Annotated in this window: 18 protein-coding genes; 10 read left to right on the top strand and 8 right to left on the bottom strand. The window is 72.4% G+C overall.

The window, feature by feature from the left end:
- Positions 1–60: 60 nt before the first annotated feature.
- Genes ACFRCG_RS01935 through ACFRCG_RS01925 form a run of 3 tightly spaced genes read left to right on the top strand, consistent with a single transcriptional unit; the run spans position 61 to position 4486 of the window.
- The gene (locus ACFRCG_RS01935) at positions 61–771 is read left to right on the top strand and encodes a TetR/AcrR family transcriptional regulator (protein WP_380027685.1); all 711 of its coding nucleotides are present in this window, start codon (positions 61–63) and stop codon (positions 769–771) included.
- Positions 771–2504 carry an ABC transporter ATP-binding protein gene (locus ACFRCG_RS01930; RefSeq protein ID WP_380027683.1) on the top strand — a complete coding sequence of 578 codons (1734 nt, stop codon included), beginning with the start codon at positions 771–773 and terminating at the stop codon, positions 2502–2504. Before ACFRCG_RS01935 ends, ACFRCG_RS01930 begins: the two co-directional genes overlap by 1 nt.
- Positions 2501–4486 (top strand): ABC transporter ATP-binding protein, encoded by a 1986-nt coding sequence (locus ACFRCG_RS01925; RefSeq protein ID WP_380027681.1) that lies wholly within the window; start codon positions 2501–2503, stop codon positions 4484–4486. The genes ACFRCG_RS01930 and ACFRCG_RS01925 overlap by 4 nt, the downstream gene beginning before the upstream one ends.
- Before the next feature lie 66 nt (positions 4487–4552).
- Here ACFRCG_RS01925 and ACFRCG_RS01920 read toward each other — a convergent pair whose 3' ends face one another.
- Positions 4553–5269: an SDR family oxidoreductase gene (locus ACFRCG_RS01920; RefSeq protein ID WP_380027679.1), complete on the bottom strand. Its 717-nt coding sequence runs from the start codon at positions 5267–5269 to the stop codon at positions 4553–4555.
- Positions 5270–5632: 363 nt separating this feature from the next.
- Here ACFRCG_RS01920 and ACFRCG_RS01915 point away from each other — a divergent pair, with 363 nt between their 5' ends.
- From ACFRCG_RS01915 to ACFRCG_RS01900, 4 genes are read left to right on the top strand one after another with little or no spacing between them, the layout of a single operon-like run.
- A complete protein-coding gene (locus ACFRCG_RS01915; RefSeq protein ID WP_380027677.1) occupies positions 5633–7207 on the top strand; it encodes an AMP-binding protein in 1575 nt (524 codons plus the stop codon).
- Positions 7204–9705, top strand: a complete 2502-nt coding sequence (locus tag ACFRCG_RS01910) for an amino acid adenylation domain-containing protein (RefSeq protein ID WP_380027675.1) — start codon at positions 7204–7206, stop codon at positions 9703–9705. The genes ACFRCG_RS01915 and ACFRCG_RS01910 overlap by 4 nt, the downstream gene beginning before the upstream one ends.
- Positions 9702–10949: a cytochrome P450 gene (locus ACFRCG_RS01905; RefSeq protein ID WP_380027673.1), complete on the top strand. Its 1248-nt coding sequence runs from the start codon at positions 9702–9704 to the stop codon at positions 10947–10949. The genes ACFRCG_RS01910 and ACFRCG_RS01905 overlap by 4 nt, the downstream gene beginning before the upstream one ends.
- 24 nt (positions 10950–10973) lie before the next feature.
- Positions 10974–12494, top strand: a complete 1521-nt coding sequence (locus ACFRCG_RS01900) for a tryptophan 7-halogenase (protein ID WP_380027671.1) — start codon at positions 10974–10976, stop codon at positions 12492–12494.
- Here the strand turns inward: ACFRCG_RS01900 and ACFRCG_RS01895 are convergent.
- The 7 genes from ACFRCG_RS01895 to ACFRCG_RS01865 form a co-directional block, all read right to left on the bottom strand.
- Positions 12466–16944, bottom strand: coding sequence for an amino acid adenylation domain-containing protein (locus ACFRCG_RS01895; protein WP_380027669.1), 4479 nt, complete (start codon positions 16942–16944; stop codon positions 12466–12468). The two genes, ACFRCG_RS01900 and ACFRCG_RS01895, sit on opposite strands and share 29 nt — an antisense overlap.
- A gap of 41 nt (positions 16945–16985) precedes the next feature.
- Positions 16986–17732: a 3-oxoacyl-ACP reductase FabG gene (gene fabG, locus ACFRCG_RS01890; protein ID WP_380027667.1), complete on the bottom strand. Its 747-nt coding sequence runs from the start codon at positions 17730–17732 to the stop codon at positions 16986–16988.
- Positions 17733–17743: 11 nt separating this feature from the next.
- Positions 17744–18838, bottom strand: coding sequence for a beta-ketoacyl synthase N-terminal-like domain-containing protein (locus ACFRCG_RS01885; RefSeq protein ID WP_380027665.1), 1095 nt, complete (start codon positions 18836–18838; stop codon positions 17744–17746).
- Positions 18839–18849: 11 nt separating this feature from the next.
- Positions 18850–20094, bottom strand: a complete 1245-nt coding sequence (locus ACFRCG_RS01880) for a beta-ketoacyl-[acyl-carrier-protein] synthase family protein (RefSeq protein ID WP_380027663.1) — start codon at positions 20092–20094, stop codon at positions 18850–18852.
- A 25-nt stretch (positions 20095–20119) separates the two neighbouring features.
- Positions 20120–20362, bottom strand: a complete 243-nt coding sequence (locus ACFRCG_RS01875; protein WP_380027661.1) for an acyl carrier protein — start codon at positions 20360–20362, stop codon at positions 20120–20122.
- A gap of 46 nt (positions 20363–20408) precedes the next feature.
- Positions 20409–21677, bottom strand: a complete 1269-nt coding sequence (locus ACFRCG_RS01870; protein ID WP_380027658.1) for a cytochrome P450 — start codon at positions 21675–21677, stop codon at positions 20409–20411.
- A 67-nt stretch (positions 21678–21744) separates the two neighbouring features.
- Complete coding sequence (locus tag ACFRCG_RS01865; RefSeq protein WP_380027656.1) at positions 21745–23142, bottom strand: cation:proton antiporter; 1398 nt, start codon at positions 23140–23142, stop codon at positions 21745–21747.
- 404 nt (positions 23143–23546) lie between these two features.
- On the opposite strand from ACFRCG_RS01865, the gene ACFRCG_RS01860 reads away from it, so the two are divergent.
- The 3 genes from ACFRCG_RS01860 to ACFRCG_RS01850 all read left to right on the top strand — a co-directional run bounded on the left by ACFRCG_RS01860 (position 23547) and on the right by ACFRCG_RS01850 (position 26944).
- Positions 23547–25016 (top strand): MFS transporter, encoded by a 1470-nt coding sequence (locus ACFRCG_RS01860; protein ID WP_380027654.1) that lies wholly within the window; start codon positions 23547–23549, stop codon positions 25014–25016.
- Positions 25013–25477, top strand: coding sequence for a MarR family winged helix-turn-helix transcriptional regulator (locus ACFRCG_RS01855; protein ID WP_380027652.1), 465 nt, complete (start codon positions 25013–25015; stop codon positions 25475–25477). Before ACFRCG_RS01860 ends, ACFRCG_RS01855 begins: the two co-directional genes overlap by 4 nt.
- 156 nt (positions 25478–25633) lie before the next feature.
- Entirely contained in the window at positions 25634–26944 is a 1311-nt protein-coding gene (locus ACFRCG_RS01850; RefSeq protein WP_380027650.1) for a serine/threonine-protein kinase, read from the top strand.
- The last annotated feature ends 47 nt before the right edge of the window (positions 26945–26991 follow it).

Below are 26991 nucleotides of genomic sequence, written 5' to 3'. Positions count from 1 at the left end.
GATGCTAGGGCGTGCGGCCTTGTTTGACTGAGTGAGCACTCATTCATTAGCGTCGTGCACGTGACGGACACCACAAGCGGGGCGACTCGGCGGCGGCGCGCGCCCTCCCTCGAACCCGAGGAGCGGCGCGCCGCCATCATCGCCGCCACCCTCCCCCTCCTCCTCGAACGCGGCGTATCGGTGACCACGCAGCAGATCGCCCGAGCCGCCGGCGTCGCCGAGGGCACGATCTTCAGCGTGTTCCCGGACAAACACTCGCTCGTCCACGCCGCCGTGCTGAGCGGTTTCGAGCCGACACCCATCGTCGCCGCGATCGCCGCGATCGATCCGAACCCGGACCTGCGCGACCGGCTGAGCGCGGTGATCCGCGTCATCGCCGACCAACTCGTCGCCACCGAACCGCTCGTGGCCGCGCTGCGCAGCCAGAGCGTGCCGGCCGAGGTCAGGCAACCGTTCCTGGCGGAGGTGGCGCGCTACCGGCAACGCCTCGTCGCGGCGGTCGCCGAGGTGGTCGAGCCCGACCGCGACACGCTGCGCCGCCCGCCGACCATGGTCGCGCAACTGGTGGTGGCGATGGTATTCGCCACCACCCGCGGCACGTTCGGCCTCGGCGACGCGCTCGACACCGACGAGATCGCCACGCTGCTCCTCGACGGCCTGCTCGTGCGCGAGCAAGCCCCCGATCGAGCCCCCGATCCAGTCCCCGCACCCACCCCGACCCTCGACCCGACGCGCCAACCGCCCCGGTCGACCAAGCGGGCGCGACGCTGATGTTATTGCGCCTGTTACGCAACCACCTGCGCCCCTACCGCCGTTCCCTGATCCTGCTCCTGCTCCTACAGGTCGGTCAGGCCGTCGCCGCACTGCAACTGCCCAGCCTCAACGCCGATTTGATCGACAACGGCGTGCTCACCGGCGACAACGGATACATCCTGAGCATCGGCGGCGTGATGGCGGCGGTCGCGCTGGGCCAGATCCTCTGTTCGATCACGGCGGCCTATCTCGCCGCCCGGATCGCCACCGCCCTCGGCTACGACCTGCGGGCAGCGGTCTTCGACCGGGTGTTGTCCTTCTCCGCCCAGGAAGTGAACCGGATCGGCACCGCGTCGCTGTTCAACCGCACCACCAACGACGTGCAACAGGTGCAACTGCTGGCGCTGCTCACCGGCACCCTGCTGGTGCCCGCGCCGATCGTGTGCGTCGGCGGCGTGGTCATGGCGCTGCGCCTGGACGGGCCGCTGTCCGGCCTGTTCGCGGTCGTCATCCCGGTACTGGTCGTCATCGTGGGTGTCCTGGTCGGCCGGATGCTTCCGCTGCACCGGGTGGCGCAGCGGCGGCTCGACCGCACCAACGGCATCCTGCGCGAACAGATCACCGGCGTCCGGGTCATCCGGGCGTTCGTCCGCGACGACCGCGAGCGCCGCAGGTATACCGCCGCCAACGAGGAGCTCACCGAGGTGTCGCTGCGCGTCAGCCGGCTCACGGCGGTGATGTTCCCGATGCTGATGCTGGTCATCTACGTGTCCGGTGTCGCCGTGCTGTGGTTCGGCGGGCATCGGATCTCCGGCGGGTCGATGCGGATCGGCGCGCTGCCCGCCTACCTGTCGTATCTGATGCAGATCCTGATGTCGATTCTGTCGGCCACCTTCATGTTCACCATGATTCCCCGGGCCGAGGTCAGTGCCGAACGCGTCCAGGGCGTACTCGGCACCGAACCGATGTTGCGGGCGCCCGAGCGCCCCTCGACCGCACTGCCCCGATCCGGCGAAGTCGAGCTGTCCGCAGTGGAGTTCCGCTATCCCGGCGCCGATTCGGCCGTCCTGCAGGGCATCGACCTGGTGGCCCGACCGGGCACCGTCACCGCGATCGTCGGCGGTACGGGCAGCGGGAAGACGACCCTGCTCAACCTGGTGCCGAGGCTGATCGGGGCGAGCGCGGGCACGGTCCGCGTCGGCGGCGCCGACGTACGGGAGTTGGCTCCGGCGCTGCTCGCGGCACAGGTCGGCTACGTACCGCAGCGGCCGTTCCTGTTCTCCGGCACCATCGCCGACAACCTCCGGCACGGCCGGCACGATGCCGGCGAGGCCGAGATGTGGCACGCCCTGGAGGTCGCGCAGGCCCGGGAGTTCGTCGAACGGCTGCCGCGGGGGCTGGAGGCGGCGGTCACCCAGGGCGGCTCGAACCTGTCCGGTGGGCAGCGCCAACGGCTGGCCATCGCCCGGGCGCTCATCCGTCGGCCGGCGATCTACCTGTTCGACGATTCGTTCTCCGCCCTCGACCACGCCACCGAGGCGGCGCTGCGTACCGCGCTCGCCGACGAGACCGCCGAGGCGACCGTGCTCGTCGTGGCGCAGCGGGTCGGCACCATCCGGGACGCGGACCACATCCTCGTACTGGAGGAGGGACGTGTGGTCGGCGCCGGTACGCATGCCGAACTGCTCGAACACAACGCCACGTACCGGGAGATCGCCCTGTCCCAGCCCGACGACCAGGAGGCGGCGTGAGTATCGGGAAGCCCGGCGACCCGGCGCGGCCCACCGTGCCGCGCGCGCCCCTGGCCGGTGCGGTCGGCGCCGGGCGGGCGATGGGCGGCGGGATGCCGCCGGCCAAGGTGCTCGACCTGCGCGGCTCGATCCGCCGCCTGGCGCACACCCTGCGTCCGGACCGCCTGCTCATCGCCGCGACCGCCGGCTGCGCGGTGGTCGCCGTCACCCTGGCGGTGCTCGGACCGCTCATGCTCGGCAAGGCCACCGACGTCATCGTCACCGGACACATCGGCGCCGAATTGCAGCCCGGCGTCGGCAAGGCCGACGCCGTCGCCCACCTGCGGGCGACCGGGCACGACCGGCTCGCGGACCTGGTGTCCCCGCTGCCGGTCTCGCCCGGCCACGGCATCGACTTCACCCGGCTGGGCTGGGTCCTGCTCGCGGCCCTGCTGCTGTACCTCTTCTCCGGGGTGTTCGGCATCGTGCAGGCCCGGTGCACCGCCCGACTGGTGCAGCGAATCGGCTTCCGGCTGCGTGAGGATGTCGAGGCGAAACTCTCCCGGTTGCCGCTGAGTTACTTCGACCGGCAGTCGCGCGGGGACGTGCTCAGCCGCGCGACCAACGACATGGACAACCTCACCCAGACCCTGCAGCAGACGCTGAGCCAGTTGCTCACGTCGGTCCTGACCATCGCCGGGGTGGTCGCGGTGATGTTCTGGGTGTCGTGGCTGCTCGCGCTGGTCGCGCTGACCACGGTCCCGCTGTGTCTGATCGGCGCCGCCCGGATCGGCCGCCGGGCACAACCCCACTTCGTCGAGCAGTGGGCCACGACCGGCCGGCTGAACGGGCACATCGAGGAGACCTACGCGGGCCACTCGGTGGTTCGGACCTTCGGGCTGCAGGAGGAGGTTCGGCGGGATTTCGACATGCACAACCGGGAGTTGCGTCGGGTCGGCTTCCGGGCGCAGTTCGTCTCCGGGACGATCCAACCCACCATGCTGTTCCTGGCCAATGCCAACTTCGTCCTGGTCGCGGTGAGCGGCGGGTTGTTCGCCACCGCCGGCATGGTCACCCTGGGCGGCGTCCAGGCGTTCGTCCAGTACTCCCGCCAGATGAGCCAGCCGATCACCCAGATGGCGACCATGAGCAACCTGCTCCAGTCCGGCATCGCTTCGGCGGAGCGCATCTTCCAACTCCTCGACGCGGAGGAGCAGTCGCCCGATCCGGCGCGGCCGGTACGGCCGGTGGCACTCGGGGGCCGCATCGTCTTCGAGGACGTCTGCTTCCGGTACACGCCGGACGAACCGCTGATCGAGCACCTGTCGTTCACCGCCGAGCCGGGGCAGACGGTGGCGATCGTGGGCCCCACGGGCGCCGGGAAGACGACCCTGGTCAACCTCCTGATGCGTTTCTACGACCTCACCTCGGGCCGGATCACCATCGACGGCGTGGACATCGCGACGATGACCCGCGAGGACGTACGGCGCAACATCGGGATGGTGTTGCAGGACACCTGGCTGTTCCGGGGAACCGTCGCCGACAACATCGGGTACGGCGCGGACCGCCCGACGGCCGAACACATCGAGGAGGCGGCGCGCGCGGCGCACGTCGACCACTTCGTGCGCGCCATGCCCGACGGCTACCGCACGATGCTGGACGAGGCGGGTACCAATCTCAGCGTCGGCGAACGGCAACTCGTCACCATCGCACGCGCGTTCCTGGGCGGGTCGGGAATCCTGATCCTGGACGAGGCGACCAGTTCCGTGGACACCCGTACCGAGGTGCTGATCCAGCGGGCGATGAACACGCTGCGCACCGGGCGGACCAGTTTCGTCATCGCGCACCGGTTGTCCACGATCCGCGACGCGGACCTGATCCTGGTGATGGAGGCGGGTCGGCTCGTCGAGCAGGGCACGCACGAGGAACTGTGCGCGGCGGGCGGCGCCTATGCGCGGCTGCACGCGGCGCAGTTCGCCGGGGCGGATCGGCGGCGCGACTGAGGCTGTCCGAGGCCCTGTTCGGGGCCCGGCGCGGGGCGCTGTCCGAGCCCGTGTCCGAGGCCCCGCTCAGGGCATCCCGCCGGCAGCCGCCACGTGGACGACCTCCCCCGAGGCGATGCCGGCCCCGTCGCCGGCCAGGAACGCCACCGTGGCCGCGAGTTCGGCCGCCGGTGCGCGCCCGCCCGGTGCGTGCGGACCGGGCGCCGGCGGCAGGATCTCCCCCGCCGCCCGTACGCCCCGACCCACGACGACGAGGTGGGCGGTGACGCCGAACGCGTCGGCCTCAAGCGCCAGCGTCCGGGTGAACCCCTCCAACGCGGCCCGCACGGTGGCGTTCTCCCGCCCGTCGGCGGCGTCCGGCATGTCGACCACGGTGACGATGCGCCCGCACCCCTCCCGAATCATCGGGTCCAGCACCGCCCGGCTGATCAGGAACGTCTCCCGCAGCGGCCCGCCCACCTGCCCGTCCCAGTCCGCCACCGGGCCGGCCACCGCGCCGCCCGGCGGCCCGCTCGGCGGCGCCCCGACGACGTGCAGCAGCAGGGAAGGCGGCCCCAGGTGCACGTCGACGTGATCCACCGCCCCCTGCACGGAATCGGCCTCGCCCGCGCGTACCTCCACGGCCAGCGCCCGCCGACCCGACCGCCGCGCGCACTCCACGGCCGCGGCACAGGCATCCGCGGACGGACCCAACACGGCGAGATCGAATCCCGCGTCCGCCAGCCCGGCGGCGAGCGGGTCGCCGGCCCGGGCCGCCCCGGAAATGATGGCTACTGCGGCCACGGCGGCCTCCCCCCAACAGTTCGGAGGCGGGAGCCTAGCAGGGCAAATGGCGCTGTCCACCGGTCGGTTCCCCGACGACCGACCCGCCGTGCGCACCGTGACGCCTGCGGGTCGCATCGGTCTGGACCCCGTCGCCGACCCTGCCTAGACTCGGCGAATTCCAGCAGGATCCCGCAGCGGCACGGTTCCGCTTCGAGCGCCGATCCGACAGTCTCTGCCCTGCCCACCGCGGCAACCCGGTCCGGCGCCGCGTGCCGGCCCGAAGCCCGGCACCGCGACGGAATACCCACGAATCCCGCAGGCCCGCCCGTGATCACGCGGCGGCGCCGCACCCTGCAGCCGTACATCGGATGGGAGTACGCCATGCCCGGCAACGACCACTACGTCCGACAGATCCTGGAGTCGTTATCCGTCGACGAGGACCGGATCAGCCTGGTCCACGAGGACATCCCGACCCGCGCCGGCGAGTTGGCCGCCGCGGTCCGCTCGGCCGCCGCCGGATTGCGCGCGCACGACGTCGGCGTCGGCGACGTGGTCGCGGTGATGACGGTCAACAACACCCCCGCGACGCTCGTCCTGCGCTACGCCGCCGGCCTCGTCGGCGCCCTCGTGGTGCACGTCGGCACGGTGAACGCGGTCGACCCCGGCGATGTACTGCGCGCCGGCGAGCAGTTCGAGATGGTCGCGAGCACCGGGGCGACCGTGTTCGCGATCGACGCGGACAACGCCGCCCGGGCCCGCGAGTTGCGCTCCCGGCTCGAACGGCCGGTGCTCCTGGTGGGATTGGGCGACCTCGGTGCCGATGTCACGGACCTGAGCCTGCCGTTGCCCGACGCCTTCGATCCGGCCGACGCCGCACAGGGCGAACTCGCCGTCGTCACCTACACCAGCGGTTCGACGGGTCGACCGAAGGGGGTGTGCTGGTCGTTCGAGGTGCGCAACGACGTCACCGCGCGGATGGCCGCCCTGGGGCACCGGCAGACGATGTTGGTCACCGCGCCGCTGACCCATACGGCCGCGTTCACCTCGGACAACGTCCTGGTGTCCGGCGGCACGGTCGTGCTGCACCACGGGTTCGACGCGGCGGCGGTGCTGCGCGCGGTGGGCCGGCACCGGATATCCCGGGTGATGTTGTCCGCCCCGCAGGTGTACGCCCTGGCGGACCATCCCGACGTCGGCACCACCGACCTCTCCAGCCTGCGCGACCTCGGCTACACCGGCAGCCCGGCCTCCGCCGACCGACTCGCCGAGGCGGTGAAGGTCTTCGGCCCGGTGCTCGGCCAGATCTACGGCAGCAGCGAGTGCGGCCTGATCTGCCGGCTGACCGGTGACGACCACACCCGTCCGGAGTTGCTGAGCACCGTGGGCCGGCCCGTCGTACCGGTGACGCTGAGCATCCGGGACCCGCTCGACGAGCGTGAACTGCCCACCGGCGAGGTCGGCGAGGTGTGTGTGCATACGCCGTTGGTGATGGCCGGGTATTGGCGGGACCCGGAGGCGACCGCGCGGACCCTGCGCGGTGGTCGGCTGCACACCGGCGACATCGGACACCTGGACGAGCACGGATATCTGCACCTGCGCGGCCGGCTCGCGGACGTCGTCAAGACCAAGGGCATCAAGGTGTATCCGGCGGCCGTGGAGAAGGCCCTGTCCGGGCACCCCGCGGTGGCGCAGGCGGCGGTGTTCGGGGTCGCCGACGCCGACCGCGTGGAGCGCGTGCATGCCGCCGTGGTCGTGCGCGACGGCCGGCACGTCACCGCCGAGGAACTGCGCGAGCACGTCGCCGCAGTCCTGTCGCCGAACCAGTCCCCCGCCGTCGTGACGTTCCGCGCGGAGTTGCCGGTGCTCGGCCTCGGCAAACCCGACCGGATGCGGCTGCGCGCGGAGGCCGAGGCCGCCGGCGCAGCGCCGGCCCACAACGCATCGGAGACGAGATGACCCTGCACACCACATACGCCGGCGACCTGGACACCCCTCCCGCCGAGCACGCCCGGGGCGGCGTGTACCCGCCCGCGCCGGCGGAACCGACCCTGCTGGTGCCGGCGCTCGCGGGGGCCGCCGAGACCGGTGCGCCGGCGAGCACCGAGCGGAAGTTGTCCGAGGCGGCGAGCGCTCGGCTGACCGCGCACTGCGAGGCCCGGGGCCTGACCCTGGAATCGGTGGTGAGGGCCGCCTGGGGCGCGGTGTCGAGCCTGCTGACCGGCAACGAACACGTGGTCTTCGGCGGGGCGATACGTCCCGTCCACCTGCGGTACCGGCCGGCCGCCTCGCTGGCCGCGACGGCCCGGCAGGCCGAGGCGCGGCCCGGACCGGCCGAGGGTGATCCGGGCCGGGACCACTCGGCCGGCGAATTGTTCGACAGCGCGGTGTACATGGCCGGCACCGACCCCGTCGGCTCGCCCGCCGACGCGGTGCCGATCCGCTGCACCGTGCGTCCGGGCCGGCGGGTGCGGCTGTGCGTGCGCGCGGCGGACGGTACCGCCACCGAGTTGCCGGCGAACCTGCTCGTGCGGTTCCTCGACGCGTTCGCCGACGATCCGGATCGCCCGCTCGGCACGATCGCCCTGCTGAGCGGCGACGAACACCACCGGATGTTGACCGAGTGGAACGACAACGGCGCGGACCCGCCCGCGATCTCGCTCGCGGAGGTGGTGCGGCGCCAGGCCCGGGCCAACCCGCACCGGACCGCGCTGGTCGGCGCCGGGGAGACCCTCACCTACGCCCAACTCGACCGCCGCGCCGACGGCTTGGGCCGGCTGATCCGGCGTCGGGGTCACGGTCCCGAGGACATCGTCGCGCTCGTGTTGCCCCGCTCGGTGGCGATGGTCGTCGCGATCGTCGCGGTCGGCCGGGCCGGCGCCGCCTACCTGCCCGTGGATCCCGAATACCCGGCCGACCGCGTCGCGTTCATGCTCGGCGACGCGCGGCCCACGCTGCTGGTGACGACCACCGGGGCGGCGCCGCCGGCCGGTGTCGGGCCGGAGCGGATCGTGCTGGACGAGGCCGAGACGGGCACCGCGCTCGACACACTCGACGCCGAAACCGAGACCGAGACCGCCGCCGTAGCCAACACCGAACCCGAGGCCGCGAACGACCGACCCCCGTACCGGACGGCCGATCCGGCGTACGTCATCTACACCTCCGGAACGACCGGACGCCCCAAGGCGGTCGTGGTCACCCACGCCGGCCTGGCCTCGCTCGCGGCGGCGAAGGTGGCGCGCATGGCCGTCGCGCCGGACAGCCGTGTCCTGCAGTTCGCCTCCCCGAGCTTCGACGCGTCGATCACCGAACTGCTGGCCGCCTTCACCGCCGGCGCCACCCTCGTCGTCCCACCCGCCGGGCCGCTGGTCGGCGAGGAGTTGGAACGGGTGCTCGTCGACGAGCGGATCAGCCACGCGGTCCTGCCGCCGGTCGCGGTGGCCGGACTCGCCGAACCTCGGCTGCCGGGCCTGCGCACCCTGGTGATGGCGGGCGAGGCGTGCCCGGCCGAACTGGCCGCGGCCTGGTCGGGCAACCACCGGACGATCAACGCCTACGGCCCGACCGAGGCCACCGTGTGCGCGACCATGAGCGAGCCGCTGTCGGGTTCGGGACGGCCTTCGGTGGGCGGGCCGATCGCCGGGCGATCGGTCTACGTACTCGCGGACGGGCTGCGCCCGGTGCCGCCGGGGGTGGTCGGCGAGTTGTACATCGCCGGTCCCGGTCTGGCCCGGGGCTACCTGCGGCGGCCGGGTCCGACCGCCGCGCGGTTCGTGGCCGACCCGTTCTCGCCCGGGGGGCGCATGTACCGGACCGGGGACCTGATGTCCTGGCGACGGGACGGAAGCCTGACCTTTCACGGTCGGGCCGACGACCAGGTCAAGGTCCGCGGGTATCGCATCGAACCGGGCGAGGTGGCCGCCGCGGTGGCCGAGCACCCGGATGTCGCCCGCGCGGTCGCCGTGGTCCGCGACGACACGCCGGGCGGCCCGCGGATCGTGGCCTACGCGGTGCCGGCGGGCGAGGCCGCGCTCGATCCCGCCGCCCTGCGCGAGCACGTCGAGCGGTTCCTGCCGGCGTACATGGTGCCCGCCGCCTTCGTGGAGGTCGCCGAGTTCCCGCTCACGCCCGGCGGCAAGCTCGACCGGGCCGCGCTGCCGGCGCCGCAGGAGGCGCCCGCCGCCCCGGGCCGGGCGCCGCGAAACCCGGCCGAGGCCGCGCTCGTCGCGTGTTTCGCGAAGGCGCTCAACCTGTCCGCGGTGGACATCGACGGCGACTTCTTCAAGCTCGGCGGCAACAGCATGCTCACCATCGTGCTGATCCGCGAGGCCCGCCGGGCGGGACTGTCGATCTCACCACGGGACCTGATCGACCACCCCACGATCGAGGCCCTCGCCGCGGTGGCCGAAACCAACCGGCTGAACCGCGCGAACGGGCATCAGAGGAGCCAGGCGTGAACACCCGACCCGTGATCTCCCCCGACGACATCGACGACATCGACCTGGCCGACGCTCGGCTGCACGCCGAGTACGACCTGCGCGAGGTGTGGCGCCACCTGCGCGCGCACCGGCCGATCCACTGGCACACCCCGCGCGAGTCGCGCCCCGGCTTTTGGGTGGTGAGCCGCTACGCCGACGCGATGACCGTCTATCGCGGCAAGGACCACTTCACCACCGAGGGCGGCAACGCGCTGGCCACGATCCTCACCGGCGGCGACTCGGCGTCGGGCACCATGCTGGCGGTGACCGACGGCAAACGGCACGCGCAGATCCGCAACATCCTGATGCGGGCCTTCTCTCCCCGGATGTTGGAGGAGATCAAGCAGGCGCTGCGGGTGACGGTGGATCAGCTGCTGGTCGAGGCGATCCGCAAGGGCACCTGCGACTTCGCCCACGACGTGTCGGGGAACGTGCCGCTGGGCGCCATCTGCGACCTGCTCGCGATTCCCCGGGAAGACCGGCGGCAGCTGCTCGATCTGACCTCGCACGCGTGGAGTTCCGACTACGCCGATGCCCCGTACCAGGACAGTTGGACGGCGAAGAACGAGATCCTGCTGTATTTCTCCGACCTGGCCGAGACCCGCCGGGACAGCAGGCACGACGACGTGGTGAGCCTGCTCGCCGGCAGCCGGATCGACGGGGAACACCTGTCCGACGCCGAGCTGATGGCCAACTGCTACGGCCTGATGATCGGCGGCGACGAGACCGGCCGGCACGCCATCACCGGCGGCCTGCTCGCCCTCGTCGAGCACCCCGACCAGTGGGCGGCCCTGAAGAAGGGCGAAGTGGACATGTCCACCGCGGTGGAGGAGGTGTTGCGCTGGACCCACCCGTCGCTGCACGGCGGCCGTACGGTCACCTCCGACGTGACGGTCGACGGCCACCGTTTCGCGGCCGGCGACGCGGTCAGCGTGTGGATCTCCTCGGCCAACTTCGACGGCGAGGTCTTCGCCGATCCGGACCGCTTCGACCTGAACCGCTCCCCCAACAAACACCTGACCTTCGCGTACGGCTCGCACTTCTGCCTCGGCCACTACCTGGCGCGGCTGGAGGTCGAGGCCGTCCTCGACGGACTGCGCCGCCTGGTAGCCGACATCGAGCCGCTCGGGCCGCCGCAGCCGATCTACTCCAGCATCCTCTCCGGCATGCAATCCCTGCCGGTACGCCTGATCCCGGAACCGCACGCGACCGCCGCGGCCTGACCCATCTCGAAACGGAGACCAACCATGAACACAACCGATCGGGAGTCCACGGACGTGGACGTCGTCGTGGTCGGCGGTGGGCCGGGCGGCTCGACCGTCGCCTCGTTCGTCGCGATGCGGGGCGGCCGGGTGCTGCTGCTGGAGAAGGAGAGCTTCCCCCGGTATCAGATCGGCGAGTCGCTGCTGCCGTCGACCACGGAGTGGATCTGCGGACTGCTCGGCGTGGCCGACGAGGTGGAGGCGGCCGGCTTCCAGACCAAGACGGGCGGCACCTTCCTGTGGGGCGCCAGTCCCGAGCCGTGGTCGTTCACCTTCGCGACCGACACCCACCGCGGCCGCCACGCGTTCCAGGTCGAGCGGATGAAGTTCGACAAGATACTGCTGGACAACGCCCGCCGGGTCGGCGTGGACGTGCGCGAGCGGTGTTCCGTGCGCGATGTCCTCAGCGATCCGGAGCGGGTGCGCGGCGTGCGGTACACCGACGCCGACGGGGTGGAGCACGAGGTCACCGCGAGGTTCGTCGTCGACGCCTCCGGCAACACCAGCCGGATCCGCCGGCATGTCGGCGGCACCCGCGAACTCGCCGAATACTTCCGCAACATCGCCGTATTCGGGTACTTCGAGGGCGGCAAGCGCATGGACCCGCCCCGACGAGGGAACATCCTGTGCGCGGCGTTCGGCGGCGGCTGGTTCTGGTACATCCCGCTGACCGACGAACTGACGAGCGTGGGTGCCGTGGTCCCGGCCGAGATGGCCGACAAGATCCAGCAGGACCGCGAGGGCGCGCTCGAGAGGTTCATCGCCGAGTCGCCGATGATCAGCGACTTCCTCCGCGACGCACGCCGGGTGACCGAGGGTCCGTACGGACAGGTGCGGGTGCGCAAGGACTACTCCTACAGCAACACCCGCTTCTGGCGGCCCGGCATGGCCCTGGTCGGCGACGCCGCCTGCTTCGTGGACCCGCTGTTCTCCACCGGCGTCTACCTGGCCACCTACAGCGGCCTGCTGGCGGCCCGCTCGATCAACAGCGTGCTCTCGGGCCGGCTCGACGAGCAACGCGCGTTCGCCGAGGCCGAGTTCCGCCACCGCCGCGAATACGAGCTGTACTACGAGTTCCTCAAGGCGGTCTACGACACGCACCAGGACGAGACCTCGTACTTCTGGGCCGCGAAGAAGCTGACCGGCGCCGCGGCCTCCGAGGCCGACTCGTTCAGCTACCTCACCGCGGGGCTGGGCGCCGGCGAGTACACGCCGCTCGACGGTGGGTCCGCGACCCCGGCGTCGCGCACGCGGGGGCGCGGGCCCGACGAGGACGCCGGGATGCGGGCGTTCTGGGAGGGTCGGACCCAGGAGTTCACCACCGAGAACCACCCGGACCCCAACCACCTGCGGCTGGAGGGCGACAACCACCGGCGGTTGCTCGACACCATCGCCGCCGGGTGGCGGGACCGACCCGACCGGCTGACCGTGTCGACGGACGGCATGTACTGGGAGGAGCCCGCGCCGGGGTCCGCGCTCAGCGAGCCCGCAGCCGAGGCCGGATGACCTCGGCGAACCGGGCCAGCGGCTCCGGCTGAGTCATCTCCCGGTGCTCGCACCCGATGTCGTGCACCTCGATCGGCCCGGTGACCCAGGGCCGCCAGACCTCTCGGTTCGCCGAGTCGGTCCGGCGGCCCTTCGTCGCGCGGAACAGCAGCAAGTCTCCGTCGAACACCGCCGCGGGCGGCCGGCGCATCAGCCGGGCGTTGTTGAGGAAGACGTCCACGACGGCGTGCCGGCTCGCCGCGTCGAGCGCGGACAACGGGCCGCCCTCGAGGCCGAGGGCCGCCACCGCCCGGGCCCGGTCCGGCGGCGCGTGCGTCGGGTCCGGGGCGCCGCCGACGAAGTCCAGCAGCTCGGCGAGCAGTTCCGGCTCCGACGGCACGTGGCCGTTCGCCGGACCGACGCCCGGGAAGCTGTCGAGCACGGCCAGCAGCGCGACGGCCTCACCGCGCGCCCGCAGCATGGTCGCGAGGGTGTGTGCGACGTGCCCGCCGAAGGACCAACCCATCAGGTGGTACGGGCCGTTCGGCCGCACCTTCAGGATCTGTTCCAGGTAGTCGGCGGCCATCTCCGCCACGGTCGCCGGCAGCGGCTCGCGACCGTCCAGGCCGCGTGCCTGGATGCCGTGCACGGGCTGGTCGTCGCCGAGGCTGTGCAACAGCCCGGCGTAGCACCAGCTCAGCCCGATGCCCGGATGCACGCAGAACAGCGGTGCCCGCTCGCCCCGGGTGCGCAGCGGCAGCAGTACGCCCAGCGCGTCGCGCCGGCCGCCCTCGCCGAGCCGCTCGCCCAACGCGGCCACGGTCGGCGCCTCGTACACGTCCCGCACCGACGGCTCGGCGCCCAGGACGTCGCGCACCCGCTCGACGAGGTGCGCCGCGAGGAGCGAGTGGCCGCCGAGGTCCAGGAACGAGTCGTCGATGCCCACCGACGGCAGCGCCAGCGCCTCGGCGAAGAGCCGGCACAGCACCTCCTCGCGGGGTGTGCGGGGGCCGCGACCGGCCGGGTTCGGCTCGACGCGCGGGGCCGGCAGCGCCCGCCGGTCGGGTTCGCCGTCGGCGGTCGACGGCAGTTCGTCGAGTACGACCACCGCGGTCGGCACGGGCCGCTCGCGCAGGGTTCCGCCCAGATACGCGGCGCCGGCCAGGTACGCCCGCAGCGCTCCCGGGTCGATCCGGCGGTCCGGCGCCGGGACGGCGTAGCCGACCAGCCGGCCGTCGGTGAACGTGACGGCGGCGCGGGCCACATCGGGATGCTCGGCCAGGATCGGCCCCAACTCCGCCAGGTCGGCCGGATCGATCGCCTCGGGCGGGGTCTCCTGGCCGCCGGCCGGCTCGCCCAGGGCCAATCGGGCCGCCAGGCCGGCCACGGTGGGCGACTCGAACACATGCCGGACCGACAGTTCGACGCCGAGCACCTCACGCACCCGGCCGAGCAGTCGGGTGGCCAGCAACGAGTGGCCGCCGAGGTCGAAGAAGTCGTCGTCGACCCCGACCGCCTCGACCCCGAGCACCTCGGCGACCAGTTCGCACAGGGTCTGCTCGGTGGGCGAGCCGGGCCGCCGTCCGTCGCCCGCGCCGGTGGTCTCGGGCGCCGGCAGCGCGCCGCGGTCGAGCTTGCCGTTGCCGGTCAGCGGCAGCGCGTCGAGCACCACCACGGCCGCCGGCACCATGTGTTGCGGCAGTCGGGCGGCCAGCGAGCGGCGCAGCGCCACCGGTTCGACGGTGCGTCCGGGCTCGGCGACGACGTAGGCGACGAGCCTGCGGTCACCGGGCCGGTCCTCGCGCGGGATCACCACCGCGACACCGACCTCGGGCCGTTCCGCGACGGCCGCCTCCACCTCGGCGGGTTCGACCCGGAACCCCCGCACCTTCACCTGGTCGTCCGCGCGGCCCAAGAACCGCAGGGCGCCGTCGTCGTGCCGGCGCGCCAGGTCCCCGGTGCGGTACATGCGCGAGCCGGGGGGTCCGAACGGGTTCGCCACGAACCGCAGAGCGGTCGGCCCCGGCCGATCCCGGTAGCCGCGGGCCACTCCGGGCCCCGCGAGGTACAGCTCGCCGGGCACCGCGATCGGCGCCGAGGACAGGTCCGGCGAGAGCACATGCGCCTGCGCGCCGCGAATCGGCGTCCCGATCGGCGGTGCCTGGTCGCCGTGCAGCGCGGCGCTCGCGGTGGCGCAGACGGTGTACTCGGTGGGCCCGTAGGCGTTGAGGAGGGTGCGTCCCGGCGACCACTCGGCCACCAGCGTGCCGGAGACCGCCTCCCCGGCTACGACCACCGTGGTGCCCGGGGGGATCGTGTCGGCGGGGATGCTCGCGAGCACCGCCGGGGTCAACGTCACGTGGGTCACCGGTGGTCGGCCGGCCAGGGCGTCGACGATGGCGTCGATGCGCGGGCGCCCGGGTTCGGGCAGGACGAGCGCCGCGCCCGAGGTCAACGCCTGGCACAGTTCCCAGAACATCGCGTCGAAACCCATCGACGCCGCCTGCAGGACCCGGCTGCCGGGGCCGACGCCCAACGTCTCGCGCTGCCAGCGGGCCAGGCTCGGCACACCGGCGTGGGTGACGAGCACGCCCTTGGGCGTGCCGGTCGAGCCCGAGGTGTGGATCAGGTAGGCGGGGTGCGCCGGGCACAGCGGCCGGCTGCGCTCGGTGTCGGCCGGTTCGTGGTCGGGCAGGGCCGCCCGCCGGCGGGCGATGTGCGCGTCGTCGAGCACGAGGGTGGATGCGGCCGGGCCGTCCGGGAGTGCGGCGTGGTGCTCGTGGTCGGTCAGCACCAGGTGCGGCGCGGCGTCCGCGAGCAGGAACCGCAGCCGCTCCACCGGGTGTTCGACGTCCAGGGGCACAAAGGCGCCGCCGGCCTTGAGGATCGCGAGCAGTGCCACGATCAGCTCCACCGAGGGCGGCAGCGCCACCGCCACCAGCCGCTCCGGGCCGACCCCGCGGCGCATCAGGTGGCGGGCCAGCCGATTGGCGCGGCGGTGCAGTTCCCGGTAGGTGACCGTGTCCGTACCGCAGTGCACGGCCGGGGCGTCGGCGTGCGCCCACGGCGCCAGCAACTCGGGCACCGTGGCGGTCGCGGTGTCCTCGTGCGCCGGCCCGGCGGCCAGGGCCCGCAGCCGATCGCGCTCGGCGGGCGTGGTCAACTCCAGCCCCATGACCGGCAGTTCGGGATCGGCATCGACCACCTGGCGCAACACCCGGAACAGCCGGTCGCCGTGCGCGGCCAACTCCGGGCGCCCGTACAGCGCCGCGTTGGCGTCGAAGTTCAGCTCGTATCCCTCGCCCTCGCCGAGATCCTCGGCGGCCACGGCGAAGTCGCCCACGGGCCCGTTGGTCAGGCTGTGTACCCGCCAGGTCCGCCCGCCGGAGCGCAGATCACGCGGGAAGGACGTCACGTTGACCACCAGGCCGAACAACTCCCGGTCGCCGGTGCCGCGTTGCAGGCTTCGGCTCAGTTCGCCGCTGCCGAGCCGCTGGTAGCGCAGCGCCTCCAGCAGGCGCTCGGCCGCCTGTGCGCGCAGCTCGGCCACCGTCATCGCGGGGGCGACCGTCATGCGCAGCGGCACCGCCTGGGCCGACATCCCGGGGATCCGCCGCAGTCGCCGACTGTCGCGCCCGCCGACGGCGAGCCCGACGACGACGTCCGACGCGCCGGTGATCCGGTGCAGGTAGGCCGCCGCGGTGGCGACCAGGTGGGCCGGCGCGCCCGACGCCGGCGGTCGGTTCGACGCCGCGATGCCGCGCAGCGCGGCGTGCGAGAGCCGCCTGGTCTCACGCAGGAAATCGGTGGGCAGCGCGCTGGGGGGTTCGCCGAGTCGGACCGGCTCGGGGGCGTCGCGCATGCGCTCCAGCCAGAAGTCCCGACACCGCCCGAACGCCGCCGAGGCGCGGAACTCCTCCTCATCGGCCAGTAGTTCGGCGAGCGTGCCGAAGCCGCACGGTGGGACCGGCGCACCGTCGTGCAGCGCCGGGTACACCTCGGCGACGCGGCGCACCAGCAGCCCGACGCTGTACGCGTCGAGCAGGAGGTGGTGGTTGGCCAGATACCACAGGAACCGGTCGGGACCCTCGCGAAACAGCGCGAACGAGAACAGCGGCGCCCGCTCGATCACGCGCGGCTCGCGCAGGTCGGCGCGCATCCGCTCCAGGGCGGTGGCGCGCGGATCGGGCGCGGCGCCGATGTCGAGATACGGCAGCGACCAGTCCGGCTGTGCGCCGACGATCTGCCGCGGCTCGCCGTCGACCTCGACGAACCGCAGGCGCAGCGCGTCGATCTCGTCGACCACGTGGCGCAGCGCGGATTCGAACACCTCGGGCCGGACCGGGCCGAGGATCTCGATGTAGCCGCCGATGGTGTAGACGGGGTTCGCGGGGGCCGACTGTTGTGCGAGCCAGATTTCCCGCTGCGCCGCGGTGAGGGGCAGTGTCGCGGCCGTGGCACCCGGTTCCATCTCGCTCCGTTTCCTGTTCCTTCGGTTCCCTGGGGTTGCGGTCAGATGGTGATTCCGCCGTCGATCTCGAAGACGGACGCGGTGATGTAGGCGGCGCGGTCGGAGGCGAGGTAGCCGATGAGGTCCGCGACCTCATCGGCGCGGCCGAATCGGCCCAGCGGTACCGCGTCGAGCAGCTTCTTGCGCGCGCGTTCGGGCATCGCCCGGATCATGTCGGTGTCGACGAGTCCCGGCGCCACCGTGTTCACCCGGATCCCGAACCGGCCGACCTCCTTGGCCAGCGCCTTGGAGAAGCCGATGATGCCCGCCTTGGACGCGGAGTAGTTCGTCTGCGAGGGGTTGCCGTGCACCCCGGCGACCGAGGACAGCGTGACCACGCTGCCCCGTCGCCGCTTCATCATCGCGAACACCGCGGCCCGGCAGACCTCGAACACGCCGGTCAGGTTGGTCTCCAGGACGCTGCGCCACTCCTGGTCGGACATCAGCACGAGCGGCTGGTCGCGGGTCACGCCGGCACACGTGACCGCCACCTCGACCGGCCCGAGGCGCGCCTCGGTCTCCGTCACCCAGGCCCGGACCGCGTCCCCGTCCGCCACGTCGACCGGTACGGCCAGGCAGCGCGCACCCGCCTCCTCGACCAGCGACTCGACTTCGTGCGCCGCGGCCGCGTCGGAGCGGTAGCAGAAGCTGGTGTCGAAACCCTCCCGGGCCAGGCGCAGCACGGTGGCGCGGCCGATCCCGCGCGAGCCGCCGCTGACCAGCGCCACCCGGCGATCGTCGTCCGGCATCGTCTTTCTCCTCAGGCTCGTGGCCGGCGGGCGGCCGAGTGACACTCGCCCAGCCGCAGCAGCGCGCAGGCGACGGTGCCGTCGCGGTCGACGGAGCTGACCAGCGCCGCCCGCCCGGCGGCCGAGGGCAGCCGGTCCGATGCGCTGAGCACGGAAACGAGTTGGAAGGCGGCGGAGGCCGCGCCGGTGTCGCCGAACGGCAGGAGCGGAAGCCGGTCGAGCGCGCCGGGAGCGAACAGCCGTGTCAGCGCCGCCCATTCCCGCTCCCCCGCGGGCCCCGGCGGCCGGCTCGGCGACACCGCCCAGACCTCGTCCGCGGCCACTCCCGCCGAGGCCAGCGTCTCCAGCGCCACCTGCCGAATCGCATCGGCCGGATCGTCGCCGTGGTGAACCCGGCTGCGTACCGACAGCACTTCGGCGAGCACGGGAGCGCCGGGCGCGCCATCACCCAGGATCACCGCGCACCCCTCGCCGAGCGGCATCGGATCGGTGTCGTCCTCCCGGGCGTGGTGTTCCAGCCAGGAGCGGGTCACCGAATACTCCTCCGCCGCGCCGCACACCACACGCCGCGCCCGACCGCAGGACAGCAGTCGCCGCTGGTAGCTCAGGGCCAGCAGGCCGGCCGCGCGCCCGCCGGCGATGGTGGCGTTGGGGCCGCGCAGCCGGTAGCGGATCGCGCATTGCCCGGCGGCGCAGTTCATCACGGTGTTGGGAGTGCGTGCGGGGTCGACGTGATACGGGCGCGCGCCCTGGAACGATTCGCGGGTGAAGTCGGTCATGCTCTGCACGCTGCCGGTGGCGGTGCCGAGCACGAGTCCGGTCTGCTCCGGCGCGTCCGGCGCCGGATCGGGGTCGGCCTCCGCCAGCAGCCGTCCGACGGCGACCGCGGCCAGTGCGGTGACCCGGTCCATGGACCGGGTCTTGCCGCGGAGCGCTTCCCGCGGCGAGAAGTCGGGCACCAGGCAGGCCCGCGAGCCCGGCGCCGGCGGGGGTGTGGGGGTCGGCGCGGCGACGGGCCGGGCGCCGGACCACAGGCCCTCGGTGAAGGCGTCCCGACCCACACCGAACGGTGATACGGCGTCCCACGCCGTGATGGCGATGCCCATGCGACGATTCCTCACTGGTATCTGCCGAGGACCACCACGGCGTTGTTGCCGCCGAAGGCCATCCCGTTGTTCTGCACGATCCGCAGGTCCGCCTCGACCGACGTGTTGGGAACGCAGTCGATCGCGCATTCGGGGTCGGTGCGTTCGTGGTTGATGGTGGGCGGGATGAAGCCGTGGGTGATCGCCAGCGCGCATCCGATGGCGGCCAGCGCGCTGGCCGCGCCCATGGAGTGCCCCAGCATCGACTTCAATGCGACGGTGCGCGGCGGGCGTTCGCCGTACACCTCGCGGATGGCCATGCTCTCGGTGACGTCGTTGGGGATCGTGCCGGTGCCGTGCGCCGAGATCAGGTCGACCTGGTCGGGGGTGACGCCGGCGTCGCGCAGCGCCAGGTCGATGCAGCGGGCGACGCCCGCCTGGTTCGGCGCGACGGGGTGGAAGGCGTCGCAGCTGAGCCCGAATCCGAGGATCTCCGCGTAGATCCGGGCCCCGCGGCGCAGCGCCGAGCCCAGTTCCTCCAAGACCAGCACCCCGGCGCCCTCGCCGGTGAGGATCCCCTTGCGGTCCACGTCGAACGGTTGGCACCGGTCGGGCGCGATCGTGCCCAGGCGGTAGAAGCCGGCGAACGTCTTGCGGCACATGGCGTCCGCGCCGCCGCACAGGGCCACGTCCACCTCTCCGGAGCGGATCGCGTCCAGGCCGGTTCCGATCGCGTAGTTGCCCGCCGAGCACGCGGTGGCCACGGTGGACGCCTCCGCGCGGTTCAGGGCGAGTTCCTGGGCGACGGCGGTGGAGAGCCGGATCGCGGACACCCGCCGCACCGTGACCGGGTCGTACTTCTCGGGTCCGTCGGCGAGTTCGCTCTCCACGAGCCGGTCCAGGTCGTACGCCTCGCCGTCGGTGGTACCGATCGCGACCAGGACGGGTTCGTCCCGCAACCGGTCGAGCGGCAGGCCCGCGTCCTCGACGGCCATTCGGGCGGCCGCGACCGAGAACCCGGTCGCCTTGCCCAGCGTGTCGACGTCCAGCTCGCGGATCCACTCGGTCGGGTCGAATCCGACCACCTCGCACCCGTTGCGGTGCTCGAAGCCGTCGGTGTCGAACACGGTGATCGGTCGGACCCCGCTGCGCCCCTCCCGGAGTGCCCGGGCGAATTCGTCGGCGCCGATGCCGATGCTGGACAGCACCCCGACGCCGGTGACGACCACGCGCCGCCGCCCGGCGGGCGGGTGGTCCGCCGCTGCTCCTGTTGCCATGTGCGCCCCCTCGGTCGGCCGGTCGCTACCAGCCCGGCGTCGCGTCGAGTACCTCGTACACACCGCGCAGGTTGACCATGCGCGGCACTTCGGACTGGGCGATCACCACGTCGAATCGCTTCTCCAGTCCGGCGAGGATCTCGATCAGATTCAGCGAGTCGGCCTCGTGGTCGTCGACGAATCTGCTCGTTTCGGTGACCTCGGACCGGTCCAGCTCCAACAGTTCGCAGACGAGGTCCGCGACCTGGCCCCGGCGTTCGTCGTCCATGTGTGCCCCTCTTCCGTCCCGGCCCCCGCCGCGGGCGGGTTTGCCGTCATCCGGCCGTACCGGTGCCCGGTACGGCGCTCGTCGTGGGTTGCCGCCCCAGGCGTACGGGCAGGTCCACCAGGCCGTGCATGACCACGCTCGGGCGCCGGCGCAGTTCGCCGACGGGGACCGCGAGCGTGATGTCGGGGAAACGTTCGACCAACCGGCCGAGGGCGACCTGCGCCTCCATGCGGGCCAGCGCGGCTCCCAGGCAGAAGTGCGTGCCGTGCCCGAAGCTGAGGTGGCCGGTGATCCGCCGTTCGATGTCGAAGGCGTCCGGGTCCGGGATGCGCGCGTCGTGGTTGGCCGCGCCCAGGGCCAGCAGCACGAGGTCGTTCGTCGCGATCGGGGAGCCGTGGATGCTCATCGGTTCCGCCGCGTATCGCCAGGTGGTGACCGGGGCCGGCGAGTCGTAGCGCAGCGTTTCCTCCACCGCCGCGTCCACCAGTTCCGGCCGCTCGCGCAGTCGCGCGAACTGGTCCGGGTGCTCCAGGAGTGCCAGCAGCGCGCTGCCGAGCAGGTTCACCGTCGTCTCGTGGCCGGCGATCAGCAACAGGCAGGCCATCGACACCAGTTCCAGCGGGGTGAGCCGGTCGCCGGTGTCACTGGCCTCGACCAGGTCGGAGAGCAGGTCGTCACCCGGCGCGGAGCGTTTGGCGGCCATCGTCTGCGCGAGGTAGCCGCCCATGGCCGTGGTGGCCCGGCGCAGCTGGTCGCGCGAGGAGGAGCCCACGACGACGGTCGACCAGGCGCGGAAGGAGCGCTGGTCGGCGCGCGGAATGCCGAGCAGTTCGCAGATGACGGTGAGCGGCAGCGGGAAGGCGAAGGCGTCGATGAAGTCGACGCTCCCGTCCGCGGCCCGCACGACCATGGCGTCCAGCAGTTCGTCGGTGAGCTGCCGAACCAGCGGTCGCAAACGTTCGATGCGGCGCGCGCTGAAGCCCTGGGCCACCAGCTTGCGCAGCCTGGTGTGCTCGGGCGGGTCGCTGTTGAGCATGTCGGTGGCGACCATCTCGCCCACGTGCGATCCGTCGAGCCCGGGCGGTGTGGCCCGGTCGATGATCGCCCGCAGCCGGGCCGAGTCCTTGCACAGGCGCCGGTCGGCGAGCGCGGCGGAGACCTCCGCGTGGCCGGTGACGACCCACACCGAAATGCCGCTCGGAGTTTTCGCGCGATGTATCGGACCCACCCGGCGCAGCTCGGCGAATACGCGGTAGGGATCCTGCATATAGCGGTCGCTGAATAGACCGTGCTCGTGCACCGATTCGATCGTCACGACGCCCTCCTTTCCTCCGGTGCCGTCTTCGCGTCGCAGTCTTGGGGTTACCGCCGAATTACCCGTCTCATCGTTCGGGTTCGGTTTTCCCCGGGGAGTGAAAACGGCCGGACAATGGCGTGTCCCGCGGTGATGGGGATCGACCGTACGGGACGGTATCGACATTGACAATGTCCACGGTCGGACGGATGCCGACCGGTCGCGGATCCGGTTGAAAGCCCAGGCGTCCCAGCAGCGGTCCGGTCATGAGCGTGGTCACCAGGGCCATGATCACCATGGCGGTGAACATGCGCGTGTCGAGTACGCCCAGCCCCAAACCCACGTTCAGGATGACCAGTTCGGTGAGTCCGCGGGCGTTCAGCAGCACGCCGAAGGTAAGCGCCTCGTGCCCCGACGCGCCGGACAGCCGGGCGGCGACGGCCGCTCCCGCGAACTTGCCCACGCACGCCACCAGGACGACGGCGGCGACCATCACGAGGCCGCGCCGGCCGAGGCTGCCGAGGTCCACCGACAGGCCGGTGACGGCGAAGAAGACCGGCAGCAGGAACAGGCCGGTCTGGTCGATGCGTTCGGCGACCCCGGGGGCCCGCTCCCCGACCTCGCGGCGCGGTACGACCACACCGAAGGCGAAGGCGCCGAACACGGCGTGCAGCCCGATCGCGTTGCCGGCCCAGGCGGACAGCAACACACCGGTGACCAGCACGGCGTGCAGGAGCGCGCCGCCGGCCGAACCGCGCCGAGAGGCCGTCAGCCGGCGCAGTGCGGGGCGCACGATGTAGCCGAGGACCAGCAGGAACAGCGCGGTCTCCAGCGCCATTCGGATCAGCGGCCAGGACCCGCCGGCGGTCGCGACCATGACGATCACGGCCAGCACGCACCACGCGAGGAAGTCCTGGATGGCGGCACAGGCGAGCGACATCGCGCCGATGCGGCTGTGCTGCATACCCCGTTCCTCGATGATCCTGGCGAGCACGGGGAAGGCGGTGATGGACATCGCCGCGCCGAGGAACAGGGCCGGCGCGAGCATGCCGTCGGTGTCGAGCCGGGACTTGTCGTACCAGGGGTAGAGCAACACCGCCAGCCCGGTTCCCAGCAGGAACGGCAGGGTCACGGAGGCGAGCGACACCGCGGTGACCCGGCGACCGGTCCCGCGCAGGTGCGCGGCGTCCAGCCGATGGCCGATGCCGAACATGAAGAGCACCAGGCCCAGTTGCGACAGCGCCTGGAGGAGCGGCCGGGTGTCCGCCGGGAACAGCGCGGCGGTGGGATCGCCCGGGAGCAGGCCCAACACGCTCGGCCCCAGGGCGAGCCCCGCGACGATCTCGCCGACCACCGCCGGTTGTCCGACGCGCCCGGCCAGTCGGCCGAAGACGAAGGCCGCGGCGAGGATCAGGGCGAGCCCCGCGAACATGCTCCCGGTGATCGCGTCGGCGGAACGGGCGGCGAGGAAATGGGGTTCGGACAAGGTCGGCTCTCCCCCGGTTGTGAATCCACTGAACGACAGGCACGACGATTCGCCTCCGACCCGGGTCGACTGCGGCCGGGAATGTCCGGCGTGGCGAATCCAGAGGCTCGCGCCTCGTACCTCACACCTCGTATCGCGCACTTTTCGACCGGCCATGCGGGAGAAACGCCGGCGATATCGGGACGTCGAGCACCACCGCATCAACGTAGAGCGGTCGAGGGGCCCTTTCAAGGACCGGGAATTCACCGCGTGACGCGATTTCACCGTCCTGCCGACAGGACAAGACCGCACTCGCCCGGACCCGGGCCCCGCGACAAACGGCCGCGGTGGAGCGGTTGACCGTCGACCCAGATCGTTGTACAACTATAATGGTTGTAGATCAGTAACGATTGATGGGGTGGTACATGTCGTCGCCCACCGGGATCGGCCGCCGCGAGAAGCTTCTCGTCCTGTCGACCTGTTGCCTGAGCCTGTTCATCGTCGGGCTCGACAACACCATCCTGAACGTGGCGCTGCCGTCGATCCGGGGCGATCTGCACGCCTCGGTGTCGCAGCTCCAATGGACCATCGACGCCTACACGTTGGTGCTGGCCGCACTGTTGATGGTGGCCGGCTCGACGGCCGATCGCATCGGCCGGCGTCGGGTGTTCCAGACCGGACTGGTGGTGTTCGCCGTCGGCTCGGCGTTGTGCGCCGTGGCGCCGGGGCTCGGATGGTTGATCGCGTTCCGCGTGGTGCAGGCGGTCGGCGGGTCGATGCTCAACCCGGTCGCGATGTCGATCATCACCAACACCTTCACCGAACCCCGCGAACGGGCCCGCGCGATCGGCGCGTGGAGCGCGGTGATCGGCGTTGCCATGGCGCTCGGACCGATCGTGGGCGGCGCGCTGGTCGACTCGGCCGGCTGGCGGTCGGTGTTCTGGATGAACCTGCCGGTCGCGCTCGTCGCCATCGTGCTCACCGCGCTGTACGTGCCCGAGTCCAAGGCCGCGCGTCCCCGGCGGGCGGATCCGGTCGGTCAGGTACTGGTGTTGGTGTTCCTGCTGTCGCTCACCTACACGATCATCGAGGGCCGCGCCCAGGGATGGTCCTCGCCGCTCATCCTCGGCCTGTTCGCCCTCGCCGCCGGCTGCCTGGCGGGTCTGGTGTACCGGTCGCCGCGGCGCGTGGAACCGCTGATCGATCTGCGCTTCTTCCGCAGCGTGCCGTTCGCGGGGGCGACCGTGACGGCCGTGTGCACATTCGCCGCGATGTCCGGATTCCTGTTCCTGAACACGCTCTACCTCCAGGACGCGCGCGGCTGGTCGCCGACCGAGGCGGGCCTGCGTACGCTGCCGATGGCGGTGATGACGGTCGTGTTCGCGCCGATCTCCGGGCGGCTGGTCGCGCGGGTCGGCCCGCGCATACCGCTGGTCGGGGCCGGTGTCGCCATGGCGGCGGGCGCGGCGTTGCTGGTCGGGCTGGCCGAGGACACCTCGACCCTGCGCATGGTCGCCGCGTACGGCGTCTTCGGCGTCGGCTTCGGGCTGGTCAACGCGCCGATCACCAATACCGCCGTGTCCGGAATGCCGCGTGCCCAGGCGGGCGTCGCCTCCGCGATCGCCTCGACCAGCCGCCAGTTCGGCCAGTGCCTCGGGGTCGCGGTGGTGGGCACCACGATCGCCTCCGTGCCGGGCACACCCGGCGGCGCCGACCTGGCCGCCGCGACCCACACCGGGTGGTGGATCGTGCTGGGCTGCGCGGGTGCCGTCGCCGTCCTCGGTATGCTCACCACGGGCCGCCGGGCCCTGCGCACGGCCGAGCGTACGGGCGCGGAACTCATGCCCGCGGCGCCGCCCGCCGGCACGCAGGAGACGACGGACGTGAGGCAATGACCGCATCCCCCGCGCACGACGCGACGAGCGACGCCCCTTCGGATGCCGCCGGGCGAATCTGGCGGGGGATGCGCGTGCTCGTCGTGGAACGGCACGATCGCCGGCGCGCGGTGACCGAGGCGACCGGGCTGAGCTTCGTCCGGGTCAAGGCACTGCGGCGGATCGCCGCCGGTCCGATGTCCATGCGCGAACTGGCCACCCGGCTCGCCACCGACAAGCCGTACACGACGCTGGTCGTCGACGACCTCGAACGGCGCGGCCTGATCGAACGCACCGTGCACCCCACCGACCGCAGGCAGCGCATGCTGGCGGCGACCCCGGAGGGCCGGCGCCTCGCCCGGATCGCGCGCGACATCCTGGACGACCCCCCGGCGACGCTGCGCGACCTGCCCGCGGCCGACCTGGCGGTGCTGGACCGGGTGATCACGGCGCTGATCGACGCGGACGAACCGGCGCGGTAGGGGCGCGCCCGCGGCGCGTCGGCCGACGTCCCGAAGCCCAAGTCGTATGCACACACCCGGAATACCTCCGTTTTCGGCGTGCGGGCGCGTTTCGGTATGGCGGGACGAACGGTGGGTAGGAACCCGGGCATTGTCGGGACCGATCGGGGAGAGTGCATGACGGCATTGCCGCGCCGAATACGGCGTCCCCTTCCGCGCAGCGGCGGCATCCTCGACGGTCGATACCGCCTGGGGCAACTGCTGGGCGCGGGCGGCACCGCCGATGTCTTCCGGGCCGTCGATCTGCGGCTGCGGCGGGAGGTCGCGGTCAAGATCTTCCGCCCCGGCGTGCCCGCGGTGACGGCGGAACGGTTCTGCCAGGAGGCGGTGTTACTGGGCCGGTTGACCCATCCGTCCCTGGTCACGGTGCACGACGTCGGTTGGCACGAGAGTTGCACGTATGTGGTGATGCGCCTGATCCGGGGCGTCACCCTGCGGCAGCACATCGTGGACGGCCCCCTGACGGCCGACCGGGTGGCGAGGATCGGCGTGCGACTGGCCTCGGCGTTGGCACACGTACACGCGGCCGGCATCGTGCATCGGGACGTGAAGCCGTCCAACGTGCTGATCGGCCCCGGCGACACGCCGTACCTGGCGGACTTCGGCATCTCGCGTCTCGTCGACGAGCCCACCCGCTCCACACCCGGCACGATCATCGGCACCGTCTCCTACCTCGCGCCCGAGCAGATCCTCGGGCACGGCTCGGGGCCCGCGTGCGACGTCCATGCCCTCGGCCTGGTCCTGTTGGAGGCGCTGAAGGGCGAACGCGAATATCCGGGATCCTCGCTCGACGCGGCCCTGGACCGCTCGCGGCGATCACCGCACATCCCGTCCCACGTGCCGGGCGAACTGGCCGCCACGATCGAGGCGATGACACGTGTGGACCCGGCCGCCAGGCCCGACGCCGCCGAGTGCGCCCGCCTGCTCGACGCGGCCGCGGCATCGTGCGCGCGCCCGTCGGGCCCGCCGGTCGTCGCGACCGGCAACGCGACCATCACCACGTCGGCCACACGGGTGCGGCGCCGGAGACGACGTCACCTGCCGACCGCGGGCCTGGTCGTCGGCATCGTCCTGGGCGCGTCCGGCGCGACTTTGGCGCTCCTCCACCACCGGGCCGGCCCGGACGCGGACAACAGCCGCCCCGCACCGACCACCGCCCCCCTCCCCCCGCTCACCCGGCCCACGACCCCACCCGTCGTACCGCCGCCCACCACGTCCGCCCCACCGCCCTCGGCACCCCCCACACGCGCGACCACTCCCCCTCCGCCCCCGGCCAGGACCGTCATCGTCACCGTCGACGCCCGAGTCCCCTCGTCCGCCACCGACGCCCCACCCCAAGACTCGGGCAGGGAGCCGAGGGGCGACACCAAGCCCAAGGGGGAAAAGCGCGCCAAACCCACCGAACCCCCCGGCAAACCCGACCGGTAGACCCACCCGACGACGAACGGCGCAAGTACCATCGGCCGTTCGTGATC

The sequence above is a fragment of the Embleya sp. NPDC056575 genome, from assembly GCF_042793325.1.
GTDB lineage: Bacteria > Actinomycetota > Actinomycetes > Streptomycetales > Streptomycetaceae > Embleya.
The sequence above is the reverse complement of the archived record's forward strand: the minus strand, read 5'-3'. Positions and strand labels throughout refer to the sequence as shown.

Coding starts and splice junctions, on each gene's coding strand:
- ACFRCG_RS01930 (WP_380027683.1), top strand. CDS start 771: ATGTTATTGCGCCTGTTACGCAACCACCTGCGCCCCTACCGCCGTTCC.
- ACFRCG_RS01915 (WP_380027677.1), top strand. CDS start 5,633: ATGCCCGGCAACGACCACTACGTCCGACAGATCCTGGAGTCGTTATCC.
- ACFRCG_RS01910 (WP_380027675.1), top strand. CDS start 7,204: ATGACCCTGCACACCACATACGCCGGCGACCTGGACACCCCTCCCGCC.
- ACFRCG_RS01900 (WP_380027671.1), top strand. CDS start 10,974: ATGAACACAACCGATCGGGAGTCCACGGACGTGGACGTCGTCGTGGTC.
- ACFRCG_RS01895 (WP_380027669.1), bottom strand. CDS start 16,944: ATGGAACCGGGTGCCACGGCCGCGACACTGCCCCTCACCGCGGCGCAG.
- fabG (WP_380027667.1), bottom strand. CDS start 17,732: ATGCCGGACGACGATCGCCGGGTGGCGCTGGTCAGCGGCGGCTCGCGC.
- ACFRCG_RS01885 (WP_380027665.1), bottom strand. CDS start 18,838: ATGGGCATCGCCATCACGGCGTGGGACGCCGTATCACCGTTCGGTGTG.
- ACFRCG_RS01880 (WP_380027663.1), bottom strand. CDS start 20,094: ATGGCAACAGGAGCAGCGGCGGACCACCCGCCCGCCGGGCGGCGGCGC.
- ACFRCG_RS01875 (WP_380027661.1), bottom strand. CDS start 20,362: ATGGACGACGAACGCCGGGGCCAGGTCGCGGACCTCGTCTGCGAACTG.
- ACFRCG_RS01860 (WP_380027654.1), top strand. CDS start 23,547: ATGTCGTCGCCCACCGGGATCGGCCGCCGCGAGAAGCTTCTCGTCCTG.
- ACFRCG_RS01855 (WP_380027652.1), top strand. CDS start 25,013: ATGACCGCATCCCCCGCGCACGACGCGACGAGCGACGCCCCTTCGGAT.
- ACFRCG_RS01850 (WP_380027650.1), top strand. CDS start 25,634: ATGACGGCATTGCCGCGCCGAATACGGCGTCCCCTTCCGCGCAGCGGC.